Annotated in this window: 11 protein-coding genes; all 11 read right to left on the bottom strand. The window is 33.3% G+C overall.

The genetic code is table 11. The features are described 5' to 3' along the window. Nucleotides 1-72: 72 nt before the first annotated feature. Nucleotides 73-1,497, bottom strand: a complete 1,425-nt coding sequence (locus ACTHPI_RS06140; RefSeq protein ID WP_445353289.1) for a C69 family dipeptidase — start codon at nucleotides 1,495-1,497, stop codon at nucleotides 73-75. 38 nt (nucleotides 1,498-1,535) lie between these two features. Beyond that, nucleotides 1,536-2,900 carry a signal recognition particle-docking protein FtsY gene (ftsY, locus tag ACTHPI_RS06135; RefSeq protein ID WP_445353288.1) on the bottom strand — a complete coding sequence of 455 codons (1,365 nt, stop codon included), beginning with the start codon at nucleotides 2,898-2,900 and terminating at the stop codon, nucleotides 1,536-1,538. Between the two features lie 2 nt (nucleotides 2,901-2,902). Beyond that, a complete protein-coding gene (smc, locus tag ACTHPI_RS06130) occupies nucleotides 2,903-6,466 on the bottom strand; it encodes a chromosome segregation protein SMC (RefSeq protein WP_445353287.1) in 3,564 nt (1,187 codons plus the stop codon). 12 nt (nucleotides 6,467-6,478) lie between these two features. Beyond that, nucleotides 6,479-7,165 (bottom strand): ribonuclease III, encoded by a 687-nt coding sequence (rnc, locus tag ACTHPI_RS06125; protein ID WP_445353286.1) that lies wholly within the window; start codon nucleotides 7,163-7,165, stop codon nucleotides 6,479-6,481. A gap of 132 nt (nucleotides 7,166-7,297) precedes the next feature. Then, the gene (locus ACTHPI_RS06120) at nucleotides 7,298-9,058 is read right to left on the bottom strand and encodes an oligopeptide ABC transporter substrate-binding protein (RefSeq protein WP_445353285.1); all 1,761 of its coding nucleotides are present in this window, start codon (nucleotides 9,056-9,058) and stop codon (nucleotides 7,298-7,300) included. Nucleotides 9,059-9,252: 194 nt separating this feature from the next. Further along, nucleotides 9,253-10,173 (bottom strand): ABC transporter permease, encoded by a 921-nt coding sequence (locus tag ACTHPI_RS06115; RefSeq protein ID WP_445353284.1) that lies wholly within the window; start codon nucleotides 10,171-10,173, stop codon nucleotides 9,253-9,255. Between the two features lie 14 nt (nucleotides 10,174-10,187). Next, nucleotides 10,188-11,147 (bottom strand): oligopeptide ABC transporter permease, encoded by a 960-nt coding sequence (opp4B, locus tag ACTHPI_RS06110; RefSeq protein ID WP_445353283.1) that lies wholly within the window; start codon nucleotides 11,145-11,147, stop codon nucleotides 10,188-10,190. Nucleotides 11,148-11,149: 2 nt separating this feature from the next. After that, nucleotides 11,150-12,127 carry an ATP-binding cassette domain-containing protein gene (locus ACTHPI_RS06105; RefSeq protein WP_445353282.1) on the bottom strand — a complete coding sequence of 326 codons (978 nt, stop codon included), beginning with the start codon at nucleotides 12,125-12,127 and terminating at the stop codon, nucleotides 11,150-11,152. Between the two features lie 3 nt (nucleotides 12,128-12,130). Further along, complete coding sequence (locus ACTHPI_RS06100) at nucleotides 12,131-13,165, bottom strand: ABC transporter ATP-binding protein (protein WP_445353281.1); 1,035 nt, start codon at nucleotides 13,163-13,165, stop codon at nucleotides 12,131-12,133. A 121-nt stretch (nucleotides 13,166-13,286) separates the two neighbouring features. Further along, entirely contained in the window at nucleotides 13,287-13,529 is a 243-nt protein-coding gene (gene acpP, locus ACTHPI_RS06095) for an acyl carrier protein (protein WP_445353280.1), read from the bottom strand. A gap of 10 nt (nucleotides 13,530-13,539) precedes the next feature. Continuing rightward, complete coding sequence (gene plsX / locus ACTHPI_RS06090; protein WP_445353279.1) at nucleotides 13,540-14,535, bottom strand: phosphate acyltransferase PlsX; 996 nt, start codon at nucleotides 14,533-14,535, stop codon at nucleotides 13,540-13,542. Nucleotides 14,536-14,538: the final 3 nt, after the last annotated feature.

Genomic DNA, 14,538 nt, shown 5'->3' with positions numbered 1-14,538 from the left:
TTATAGTTTAGTCTTTTTTTAGATAAATAAAAAATAATCTTACCTAACAAGATAAGATTATTTTTAAGTTTATTAAAGATTTTCGTCCATATTAAAAGTCAATTTAGACATATTAATAGATTCGGTAAACATTTGACCCCAAAGTTTTTCAGTTTCTTTCTTTGTATGTGCAACTGTCTTTTGGTTTTCTTTAGTTAAATATTCAGTAAGCTCATCGCCCCGCTTACCATCTGCACCCTTAATAATTTCTTCAACGCGACCTCTGTAAAAACGGTTAAGTTCAGTAAGATAAGTTGTATCAAGTTGAACAAATTGTGGATAGTGACTTTCAACAAGCGCTGCAAATGACTTGTAGTACCACCAAGCGTCATTCATATTATACTCCATAGAAGTATTGTTATATGAAGGGTCAGTATCATTCATATTAGTAAAGAATGGTACATAAGGTGTAAAGGTTGGACCACCAATACATAACCACATAATGGCTGCTTTATCTTCTGGAACATCACTTCTAATTTGAAGAACATGTGAATTTTGTGTTCTATTCAAGCCAATTGGGCGATACATGTGCTTTTCTTCATCTGTACCCTTACCAAATGGATCATAAGGAGTATCTTGATAATGACTACCTAAAGCATATTGAATATCTTCACGACTAATCTTCTTTGCAGCTTTACGGATAAATGGAATATCAGGATCTTGTGGATCTTGTTCAATTTCAGGATTAAAAAGTTTTTGAATATACCATTGACGACTAGTATTATAGTGACGATCTTGTTCAGTATAAGTACCAAAAATATGACGGAAATTCCAACCTTCATGATCAGTATTCAAGTGATGCTTTTCAACAAATTCTTGAATTTCTTCACTCCACATAAAATTGTCAGGATCATCAAAGTTTACTTCTTGAATTGCGACACGGTTACCTGTTGCAGCATAGCAATCATCTGGGATACGTTGTGCTACCCAGTGGTGACCAGTAACAATTTCCATATACCATACTTCATCTTTATCACTGAATAATACAGAGTTGCCAGCTGGTGAACCGTACTTTTTGATTAACTTACCTAAACGCTTAACACCATCTCTAGCTGAATCAATATATGGCAAAACAACAGTTTGCATGCAATCTTCGTCTAATCCATCTTTAACAAGTGGATCAAAAGCTAAAGTTCTTTCATTACCATAAGTTGATTCAGTACATGACATAGCGACATTCTTTTGATTAATACCACTTTCATCATAGTAACCTTGAGTTTTGTAATCAACATTAGGAACTGCAGGAACTCTTTGTGCATCTTCTGGCAAGTCCATTTCAAACTTATTAAGCCAAGACTTGATGTGGCGTCCCTTTTCACCTTTAGCTGCAGGTTCGATAATGAACTTTTGAGGCGTAATTGGTCTGAAAGTATCATCATTACGTGCAATCATTGTTGAGCCATCAATTGAAGCCTTTTTTCCCACTAAAATTGTGGTACAAGCACTGTATTCTTTCATAATTTTCTCCTTATATAAAATCAATAACTATCTTAATTTTAGACCAAACCATGGAATAAACCAATAGCATAATTTCCTGCATCAAAATCTGCAAGATCTTCTGGCTTTTCACCAAGTCCTACAAGTTTAACTGGTAAGTTCATTTCATTTCTGATTGCTAAGACAACCCCACCCTTTGAAGAACCGTCAAGCTTTGTTAAAACTAAACCTGTTAACTTAGTAGTTTTGTCAAAGTCTTTTGCTTGCAAAAGAGCATTTTGTCCAGTTGATCCATCTAAAACAAGTAACGTTTCAGTAGGTTCTTCTGGCAACAATTTTTTAATTGTTCTTTGAATTTTTTCCAATTCGTTCATCAAATTCTTCTTATTTTGAAGTCGACCGGCGGTATCAACTAATAAAATATCAGCGTTTTCTTTGATTGCCTTTTCAGTTGCATCATATACAACAGAAGCAGGATCTGCTTTTTCAGCACCGGTTACTACAGGAACATCTACTCGCTTGCCCCATTCAACTAATTGCTCTACAGCACCCGCTCTAAAAGTATCTGCTGCTGCCATAATAACCGATTTACCCTCATCTTTAAAACGTTTAGCAAGTTTTCCAATTGTAGTTGTTTTACCAGCACCATTTACCCCAACAAAAAGATAAACATTTGGATTATTATCATCATGATAAATTAACTTTTCATCATTACTGTTACCATTTTGGTCATAAACATCTACTAATTTTTCAACTATTACTCGTTTTAAGTCATCATGTGTCTTTGCTTTTTGAAGTTTAGCTTCATCACGCAATTGTTCAGTTAATTCTTCTGCTGTTTCATAACCGACATCAGACTCAATTAACAATTCCTCCAAATCATCAAAGAAATCTTCATCAACGCTTCTAAATTGAGCAAAAAAGGCGTTTAAACGAGCTCCAAAGCCTTTGTTAGTTTTTTCCAAACCTTTTTCATATAACTTAGTCTGGTCTTCTTCGGAAGTTTCTTCTTCATCCTCATTAGATTTTTCATCTAAATCAGTTTCTGATTCTTCTTCAGTAGTAACTTCCGTTTGATTTTCATCTTGAGCTTTCTGTTCTTGCTTTTTATCAAGAACAGTATCATCGGAAGAATTACTCTCTTCTTCAATTTTATCTTCAGAATTTTCAGTTTGATTAAGATCTGAACTATTGTCATCTACGTCCAGAGTTGATTCTGAATCATCAGACTTTTCTTCTACTTCAGGATCTTCTGTTTTTTCTAAACTTTCTGTTGTGCTTTCTTCATTATCATGACTAACAGATTCTTGTTCATTACTTTGTTCTTCTACTTCTTCTTGAGAAGTTTCTTGTTCGTGCTGTTCTTGTTTTTCTTCATCTTTATTTCCAAAAAGTGATTTTTTAATTTTATCAAATAAACCCAAATTTAATCCACCTCATCCTTAATATCTTTTAATGACACCGATAAAACCTGCGAAACACCTGATTCTTGCATCACAACCCCATATAATTGATCTGCTTGTTGCATAGTACCTCGCCTGTGTGTAATTACAATGAACTGCGTATGCATATCATATTTTTGTAAAAATTGTGCAAATCTACTTACATTTGCATCATCTAAAGCAGCTTCAACTTCATCAAGTACACAAAATGGTACTGGATTTATCTGTAGCATTGCAAACAAAAGTGTAATTGCTGTTAAGGCTCTTTCACCACCAGATAATAAGCTTAGTCTTTGAAGTTTTTTACCAGGTGGTTGTGCTATAATTTCAATTCCTGTATTTAGCATATCCTCAGGATCTGTTAAAACTAATTTAGCATTTCCTCCACCAAATACAACTGGGAAAATCTTGGTAAAGTTTTCACTAGCTGCTGTAAATGTTTCTTGGAATCGAGTTTTAACTTCAACATCTAACTCATTCATTGATTGCTTTAAATCTTCACGAGCTTTCAAAAGGTCGTCTTGTTGACCATGCAAAAATTCATAACGACTTTTTACATCTTCATATTCATCTATTGAATTTAAGTTGACCGGACCAATATCTTCAAGTGACATGCGATGTAACTTAACATTTTTCTTTAATTCAGCTCTATTTTCTGAATTATTTTCTAAGTTAGCTTGATTCAAAGCTGCTTCATAAGTAAGTGAATAATCTTCACTTAATGTATTCAATCTTTGATTGATTTCTGTATTGAATTTGGCAATTTTAACAGAATACTCTTCTTGTTCTTCTGCAGCAGTTTTACGTAAATCATAATTTCTTGTTGCCACTTGATCTAATTGGGTTATCTGAGCATCAACTTGACCCAAACTAGAGGATAGCTTGCTTAATATTTCTTCTAAACTCGACTTTTTTGCTTTTGCTTTCTTTTCTTGCTTTTCAAGTTCAGAACGTTTTTGTTCAGAAATTTTATTGTTTTGACCTAAACTAGACAATTTTTGCTTTAAATCATCTAATTGATCTTGATTATTCTTTAATTGTTGCTGCTTTTCAATTTCTTGATTATGCAAATTTTCATATTTATTTGAAACAACAGCCAACTTAGGATCAAGATTTGATAGTTGTTTTTGAATTTTTTGATTAAGAGAATTGAAATCCTTAATTGCATTCTGAACTTCTGCCATCTGATTCTTTTGTCTATCAGCTTGACTGGCCAATTCCTTTTTACGCTTATTTGCTTCTTGAATTTGATTTTGAATTGTTTTAATTTGAATTGCACGTTCTTTAACTCGTGAATCAAATAAGTGGTTTGCATCTGATAATCTCTTAACTTCTTTTTCTTGATTTTGATAAGAAAGAGCTGCTTCATTGAATTCTTGGTTAACAGTTTGCAACTCTGTATTAGTTCTACTGTATTCATCAGCTAAAGTATCACTATCTTCAATGACTGTTTGGAGCATTTTTTGATCATTAGCAAACTGCTTCTTTAAATTAGCAATTTTAACTTTTAAGCGATTAATTTCACCGGTTGTTTGGAGAGGAGAATTATTGCGCTGATTACGCATCCCTCCCGTCATTGAGCCTCCCGGAGAAATAATATCTCCATCTAAAGTTACAATTCGATAACGATTTACTCGACGAGAAATTGTCAAAGCATTATCAATATTATCTACTACTATCACACTACCTAATAAATAATTAATAGCAGAAGAAATATCATATTTGCTAGTGCTTTTAATTAATTGATTCGCTACCCCTTTAAAACCGTCAAATGATTCCAAAGTTATAATCGTTGAAGCAGGAATACTATATTGACGCAAACCATCAAGAGGTAAGAAGGTAGCACGTCCTGCATGAGTCTGTTTCAACTTATTAATTGCATCTCTAGCACTCACACGTGAGTCAGTAACCAAATCTTGAACACTAGAACCTAAAGCAGTAGTCATTGCTGCTTCATACTCTGCTGAAAAACTTACTAACTCCCCTATCGCACCAATTACTCCAGGATAATCATCTAAATTATTTAAAACACTTCTGACCCCATAATAGTAACCTTCGTGACGCTTTTGAATGTTAACTAAGGCCTCATAACGAGCAGTTATCTTTTGCAAGCTTGAGCGTTCATCATTAACAGTCTTTCTCAAAGCAAATAGTTTTTCTTCGATATTTGTTTTCTTAACAGATAAACCATCTAGCTTTTTTTGAATATCAGTACGTTTAATAGTTAGATTCTTACCTGCTTTTTTCAGGCTTTTTAATTTTTCATTAGATTTTTTTAACTGTTCAGAAACATCGTTAGTTTTATAACTTTGGTCATCTTGAGTTTTCTTTAATTCAGATTCCAAATAAACAATTTGATTATTATTAGTAGTCTGGTCTTGTAACGATTGGATATAAGTATTTCTTAAGTCTTCCAATTTTTGCTCAAGACTGGCTGGATCTTCCTTTAATTGACCAAGCAAGTTTTCACGCTCAAGCTTTAATTTTGTTTGTTCAGAATCTAATTCTTCTTTAGATTCTATAATAGTAGTAATTTCTTTATTTAGTTTAGAAATTCGCTTACTAAGTTCTTCGACTTGATTCTTATATTCAGTTTTTGTTGCTTCATCAAATTGCTTAGATTGTTCAGTAACTTGTAAATCTGTATTTAATTTTGAAATTTGATCAGTCAACTGCAACAATTGATTTTGAGCAACTTCACGTTTTCTTTGAACTTCTTGATATTCTTGACGCTTTTTAGCAACAGCCGCTTGAGAATCTTTTACTTCTTTATCTAACTTAGATAATAAAACCTGATTTTTTGTAGCACTTTTTTGAATTTCAGCTTTTTTATTATCTAAATCTTCAATTTCAAAAGCTAATAAAGTTTTTAATTTCTTATCTAAACTAGCTTTTTGGAATTTATATTCTTTAGCAAGAGAACTTTGTTCATGAAGTGGTTCAACTCTCTTTTCTAGTTCTTTAACCAAATCATTGATTCTAATCAAATTGTCATTGGTTCGAGCTAATTCACGAGCTGCAGTTTCTTTTTGTTCTTTAAAATGAAGCACACCCGCTGCTTCTTCAAAAATTACCCGTCTTTCTTCAGGACGAGAATTTAAAATCTGGTCAACTCTACCTTGAGAAATAATTGCTAAACTATTTTGTGAAATTCCAGAATTTAAAAATAATTCTCTAACATCTTTTAATCTAACCGGACGATTATTAATTAGATATTCACTATCCCCTGATCGTAAAATTCTTCTAGTTACAGAAACTTTTTCTTGATTAGAATCTAATTCATGTTTTTTATTATCAAACACTAAAGTTACGATTGCACGATTAAGCGGCTTACGAAATTCACTTCCTGCAAAAATGACATCTTTCATGTTGCTTCCGCGCAAACTCTTAGCTCTTGTTTCTCCCATTGCCCAACGAATAGCTTCAGTAATATTGCTCTTTCCACTTCCGTTTGGTCCAACGACCCCTGTAATTCCTGTATCAAAGTGAATAGTTGTTTTTTCAGCAAATGATTTAAAACCATCAATAATTAATTCTGTTAATGGCACGTCGTCACCTTCCTACTCCAATTTTTCAAGAGCAGCCTTAGCTGCTTCTTGTTCAGCAGCTTTCTTATTCTTACCTTCACCAGTTGATTGAACTTTACCATTAACTTTAAGCTCAACCAAGAAATGAGATGGCAATTGAGATTCTTCTAATACAGTATACTCAATTTTAACTGGACCATCTTGTTGCAAAAATTCTTGCAAATCGGTCTTATAATCACGTGAAGCTGTAAATTCTCCTTGATCAATTAATGGGTAAACTGTTAAATGTAAAAAGTGTTGCACAGCTGGCATCCCTTGATCAAGAAATAAGGCACCATTAAAAGCTTCAAAAACATCTTCAAGAAGTGTTTTACGATGACGAGCTCCTGATTTTTCTTCACCGTTACCTAAGTTGATTTCATCTTGAAAACCACATTCAATGGCAAATTCAGAAAATCCTTCGGTTCTAACAATGTTGGAACGAAGTCTAGTCAATTCACCTTCATTTAAATTAGGAAAATGACGGTATAAATAATCTGACACTGCTAATTCAAGAACTGCGTCTCCTAAGAATTCTAGCTTTTCATAATTTCTAATTCCATCATTCGGATGTTCATTAGCATAAGATGAATGAGTAAACGCTTCTTCTAATAACTTTTTTGAATGGAACTTAATTCCATATTTTTCATTTAATTGTTTAATAAACTTTGTGCTTACCATAATAACCCTCCTATGTTTAACATTATACCAGTTTTATTATGATTACTTATCTAATAATGATGTAACACTATAAGAAAAAACAGGTTCGCTCATTTGAGCAACCTGCCTCATTTTTATTATTTTCATAAACTACTACTTAACATAGCCAACTTGACTCCAGAGTTTATTTTGTTGAGATGGTTTAGTTGAATAACCAGTAAGTTTACTATTAACAGCTTGAATTTGATATGAATTAGAAAGTGGAACAACATAAGCTTCATCATTCATGTATTGTTGCCATTCATGGAACTTCTCTACACGATATTTAGTATTGAAGGCTTTTTGTGAATCCATTTCTTTCAAGAGTTCATTATTCTTCTTAGTTACAAAACGCTCATAATTTGAAGAAGTATATTCTCCATACATTGAGTTTTGTGAAGGTTCAGAAGCTAAACTCCAAGCAGCTTGGAACATATCTACACCCGGATCATCATTTTGAACTTTATCATAGAACGAATTAAATTCTGTTAAACGTCCTCCAACAAGTGAAACATCTAATCCAATTTTATGCCATTGTTGTAAGTAGTTTTGAGCAATAGCTTCTGCATTTGGATTACCACTCATTGCAGCAAATTTAATCTTAAGTGGCTTGCCATTTGGTTGTACACGCCATTTTCCCTTCTTCTTATAGCCGGCCTTATCAAGAAGTTGTTCAGCTTTCTTTAAGTTATAATTGTAACCCTTCACACTACTATCATGATATTCTCCAAAGCCTTTTGGAATCAAAGTATTAACCTTAAAGTTTAAACCATTAGTATAACGCTTATTAACCGCATCAACATTCATAGCGTAGGCAATAGCTTGACGAAGAGATTTATTATTCATCTTAGAATTCTTATCCATGACATTTTTGCCAGCCTTAGCATCCCACTTACCAACTTTAAAGCCTAAATAGCTATATTGTAACGGAATTTGAGCTACAAAGTTTACATCCTTAGTGTCTTTAACTTGATCCCATTGAGAATTGATTACTTCAGCTATATCAAACTTGTGACTCTTAATAGCTTGTGAAGCTGAATCTTGAGATACAACTTGAATGGTAACTTTATTAAGCTTTGGTTTACCTCGCCAATAATATTTGTTTGGAACATAAGATACAGATTGACCACGAACAATTTTAGAAACTTTATATGGTCCAAAGTAAAGGGGCTTCTTTCTAATTTCATCTGAAGATTGAAGCTTATTAAATGGAATATTCTTTAAATAGTGATATGGAGCAGCTCCTTCCCAGAAGTAGCCATTACCGCTAAATTTCATACCTGGCTTCAATTCTTTATAATGAATTACAATAGTTCTACCATTTTCGCCATCTGGCATTTCAATACCAGAAATAGAACTAGCTTTACCTTCATGGTATTCTTTCATACCTTCAATTTCTTCAAATTGACTGCTATATCTTTGAGCATTAGTCTTTTTATTTGCTAAGATTTCATATGGATATTCCAAATCTTTGGCATTAACTTGCTTACCATCAGACCATTTAACGCCCTTTTTAACAGTGATAGTAACAGTTTTATTTTGACGGTCCATCTTCATAGTTGCTGGACCTTTGTCATTAATTTGGTAATGGTCATCAGTATCAAAAAGTGCTTCTGATGCTGGAGCTGCTACTTGTGAGTCGTAAGCTGAAGTAGCTAATTCATCTGAGAAGATACCTGTAAATGGAGTATCAGTTTCAAGAGCAACATTTACAGAACCACCTTGTTTAACTGCCTTTTTAGGTGTTGAGGATGGAAACTTCTTAGCATCACTTGCGCCAGAGTTATTATTTTGTCCACTCTTACCACAAGCTACAAGTGCCAAAGCTGCAGCAGCAACTACGCCAACTGAGCCCAATAATTTAGATTTTTTCATATTAAGTCCCCCGTTTGATAAAAACAAGTCTTTAAGCTTCTAAAATTAATTTAATAATTAAATATTATCACTTTTTATGAGAAAATCAACATATTTATGAGAACAATTTTAATATTATTATTATCTTAAATATTTTTTATAATAAAAAGTCTCCTATTTCTGCAAATAGAAGACTCTTCATTAATTTTAATAATTTAATTTTGACGTTGTCTTGCATCCCCTGCACGTTGTAATGCTCGTCCAACATAATTAATACTTAATGAAATTACTAAAAGTAAAATTGTTGCCGGAAGCCATAACCATGGACGATTTATAACATTAACTGGATCATTAGCAAATCCAATCAAAGTTCCAAGTGATGGAGTAGTTGTTGGTAATCCATAGCCCAAGAATGATAATGAAGTTTCAATACCAATATTACCTGCAACTGTTAAAACAGCATCAATAATAATCATTGATGTAATGTTTGGCAATACTTCTCTAAACATAATCTTAAGATCACTTGAACCAGAGGTTTTAGATGCTAAAACATAATCTCGATCTCTTTGAGATAAGATGAAAGATCTATAATAACGAGCAGTCGTTGTCCAACCAAACATCGCAATCAACCATACTAAAGTTATAGCATTATAATTTGGAATAACTGTGGTCAATACAATAATAATTGGCATCATTGGTAAAATTTGCACAAAATCAACTATTCTCATAATAATTGAATCAACAATTCCACCATAATATCCTGATACCAATCCTACAACTAATCCAGCAATTTCAGTAATTACAGTAATTGATAGACCAATCAAGATTGAGTTTCTTCCGCCCATCATGAGCAATTTCATGATGTCACGTCCACCATCATCAGTTCCTAAAAGGTGACCACCTTCACCCCAACCATAGTAAGCGTCTACAATATTAATTTCCGTAATTTGTGCTTTATTTAAAAATAAAGATCCACCAAAAGTAAATAATAATATTAAAACGATTAAAATAAACGCAACTAGAGCTGTTTTATCGCGAACAATTTCTCTAACCACTACTTTAAATCCAGAAGGTGGAAGAGACGCTTTTGGCTTGTCATTTTTAACTTCTTGATTTTTCTTAGTTTCTTTAGCCATTTTTCTCTTCCTTTCTATTGGATTCTAATACGTGGATCAATAATACTCATGATAATATCTGATAACAAGTTACCAATTAACGTTAAAATACCAAAGATAAGAATCAAGGCTGTTAAAGTTGTATAATCACGTTGTCCAATAGAATCAAGGAATAATTTACCCATACCTGGATAACTAAATACAGTTTCAATAATCATTGAACCACTAAGAAGACCTGTAATCGTATTACCAAAGAAAGCCGCAATTGGTAAAAGAGAATTTCTTAAAATATGCTTATGAAAAACAACATTTTCTGGAACACCTTTACTACGGGCAGTCCTTACATAGTCTTCTACTTTATTATCAACAATTCCTGTTCTTAAATATTGAACAATTGTAGTTGTAGTAATTGCTGCATAAAGAATAGCTGGTAAAATCATATGGTCTAATCGACTAATTAAGACTCCCCAAAAACCAGACGCATTAGCAGACACAGAACCTGAAATTGGGAACCAACCTAAAGTAAAACCAAATAGCCAAAGACCTAAAATGTAAAATACAAAACCTGGTACAGCAAAAGTAATATAATTAAAAATTTGAACTGCTGTATCTTGCCATTGATCTTGATGGCGACCTGCTGTAATTCCCATTGGAATAGCAATTGCATAAGTTAAAATTGTAGTTAAAAGGGATAACCAGAAAGTATTAACCGCACGATCAGCAATTAATGAACTTACTGGAACATGTTGAATATAACTAGTTCCTAAATCTCCATGGAATAAATTTCCTACCCATCTACAATATTGAACCCATACTGGATCATTTAGTCCTGCGGCTTGTCTCAGTGCCGCAATTTGTTTTGGATCAGTATTCGGATTAATTGAACCACTAAATGGATCACCCGGCATCATCTTAGCAAGTAAAAAGACTAAAATACTTAAAATGATCAATTGAGGGATCATGATTAATAAACGTCTAAGTATCGTTTTCCACATACTTAATTACCCTCTCTTTCTTCTAGCTCAGCTTCTTGAACTTCATCTTTAGGCACAGCAACAAAATGTTTAGGAGTAATTTCTTGAAGTGGAAATACCCTACCATTTTTGTCATACCATTTGCTTTGATTTTCTTCAAACTCTTTTTCAACTTGTTGACGATGCTTTTTATGTTCAGCACGCTTAGCAACATCCACTACAGGAATTGCTGATAAAAGACGTTTAGTATAAATATGAATTGGATGCTTATAAATTTCTTTTCGACTACCAAGCTCAACTAATCGTCCGCGGTGCATAATTGCTAAATTTTCTGACATATGCTTTACAACGCCCAAATCATGAGAAATAAATAAGTAGGCAATGTTATATTGCTGCTGAATATGCTTCATAAAATTCAAAACTTGCGCTTGAACAGAAAGATCTAGAGCACTTGTTGGTTCATCTGCAACAATTAATTTAGGATTAGTTGCAACTGCACGTGCAACACCAATTCTTTGACGCTGACCCCCAGAAAATTCATGAGGATATTTATAAATTGCATCACTTGGCATTCCTACAATATCTAGTAATTCTTGCACACGATCTCGTTCTTGATCAGTGGTTAAATTTTCAAAATTTCGAATTGGTTCTGCAATAATATCTTCAATTCTCTTTCTTGGATTCAAACTTGACATTGAATCTTGAAAAATCATCTGAACATCTTTGTTATAATTTAATTTTTTACGATTGGATGATTTAGTTACATCCATACCTTTGTAAATAATTTGACCACTGGTTACTTTTTCCACACCAACTATAGCCTTACCTGTAGTTGACTTACCTGAGCCCGATTCACCTATCAAACCATAAGTCTCGCCTTCATTGATGGAAAAATTTACTCCATCAACTGCACGGACATAATCAGTAATTCTATTCCAAAATCCAGAACGAATAGGGTAATAGACTTTTAAATCTTTTATTTGAATTATTTCTTTAGACATAAACTATTCCCCCGTTCTCTTAACTTCTGTTTTTGAACTTGGATCATCTTCAAAATGGAATTCTTTCCAACAAGTACATCTTACCCAGTGACCGGGTGCTACTTCATGAATCGTTGGTTCTTTTTCATGCGCGCTTTCAGGAATCCAAGGAATTCTTGCAGCAAAGCGATCTCCTGTACGTGGCATATTCTTAAGAGATGGTACTGTACCGTGAATCACATGTAAATCCTCAGTCTCATCATCTGATTGTGGCATTGAATTTAAAAGAGAACGAGTATATGGATGAAGTGGATTTTCAAAAATCGTTTTAACATCAGACTTTTCTACAATTTGACCAGCATACATAACAGCTACTTGGTCAGCAGTTTCAGCAACAACTCCTAAATCATGAGTAATCAAAATGATTCCCGAATGAGTTTGCTTTTGAATATCTTCTAACAAGTCCAAAATTTGAGCTTGAATAGTAACATCAAGTGCTGTAGTTGGTTCATCAGCTATAATTACTTCTGGCTTACATGCAATTGCCATCGCAATTACCACACGTTGTCGTAATCCGCCAGACAACTCATGAGGATACATTTCATACATATCTTCTGGACGAGGCATCCCTACCTGATTAAATAATTCAATCACGCAACTATGACGCTGACTTTCATTCATATCAGTATGATAATAGAGGGTTTCAGCAACTTGATCTCCAACTTTCATCAAGGGATTTAAGCTTGCCAATGGATCCTGAAAAATCATTCCGATTTTATCACCACGAATTTTATTAAAAAGTGATTCGTTTAATCCCACCAGGTTCAATTCATTATAAAGAATGTCCCCAGTAACTTTTGTATTTTTGTGATCGTATAAGCCAATAATACTTGAAGCAATGGTGCTTTTGCCACAACCTGACTCTCCCACTATGGCTAATATTTCATCACGCTTGAGTGTTAGATTCACATCATCTGCCGCATCATAAAATTTGCCTTGCAAACGGTATGCAGTATGGAGATGTTGAATATCTAACAAGAGATCGCTCTGTTTATCCAAAGGTCATTCCCCCATTTCAAAACCAATCTTTATTAAAAGACAATTAATATTTTTAATTTATTTCCTAATTATAAACACAAAGCCGGTCTCATGCAAACTGAGAACCGGCTTTTTTATAAAATTATTCTTGGTGAGCCTTGATATAAGCGACTGCATCACCAACTGTTTTAATTTTTTCAGCATCTTCATCTGGAATTTCTGATCCAAATTCATCTTCAAGTTGAAGAATGAATTCAACTAAATCAATTGAATCAGCATCTAAATCATTATTAAAATTAGTTGATTTAGTAATTGAAGCTTTATCTACTTCAAAGTTATCAGCAATCATTCCAGCAATTTTATTAAAAATTTCTTCTTCTGTCATTTTTTACTCCTTATTTTGAAAATTCTTCTCTAAAATTATCAATTAACTTTTCATCCAAAATCTTATCAATTTGCTTAAGCGTGTAATAAATTGGACGTTCATTAGATCTACCGTGAGTTTTAACAACTGGAGCATTAATTCCCATTAAAACGGCACCGCCATGAACTGCAGTATCATATTTGGTACGAATATCCCCAATAGCTTTCTTAATAAGTAGCGCACCTAACTTAGTCATCATTCCATTATTAAGCAAACTATCTTTTAAAGAATGAAGTAAGACGCTAGACATCCCTTCTACACTCTTTAAAGCAATATTACCAGAAAATCCATCACTTGCAACTACATCAGCTTTACCAGTCATGATTTCATTTCCTTCAATATTGCCAATAAAGTTCAAATTACTTTCTTTTAACATCTTATAAGCTTCTTGATGAAGTTCATCACCCTTATCACTTTCAGAGCCATTATTTAAAAGTGCGACCTTTGGATTTTCTACTCCACGAACTTTTTCTGCGTAATAACTTGCCATTTGAGCCCATTGCAAAATATATTCTGGCTTTGATTTAGCATTTGCCCCAACATCAATTATATTAAAGCCATGATTATTTTCGGTAGGCAAAGTTGGCATTAAACCCGGACGCTTGATTCCTTTGATTCTACCAATAATAAAAATCCCGCATGCCAAAAGCGCACCAGTATTTCCCATTGAAAATAAGGCATCTGCTTTACCTTCTTTAACATAATTTGCAGCTACAACCATTGATGAATTTTTCTTACTTCTAATAGCTCTCACAGGCTCATCTTCATCATCAATTATTTCAGTAGTAGGTACAACTTCTAATTGACTATTTATTTTATCAACAGGTAAAAGTTTACGAAGTTCTTCTTTATCACCAAATAAAATAAATTTGGTATCTGGAAGTTCATCTCTAACTTTTAAGACAGCATCAATTACTGCCTTAGGAGCATTTTCTCCTCCCATTGCATCAATTGCTATTTTTTTCATAAT

It is taken from the genome of Lactobacillus sp. PSON (assembly GCF_052615405.1).
Note: the sequence above shows the minus strand (reverse complement) of the source record. Positions and strands in the feature narration are given on the sequence as shown.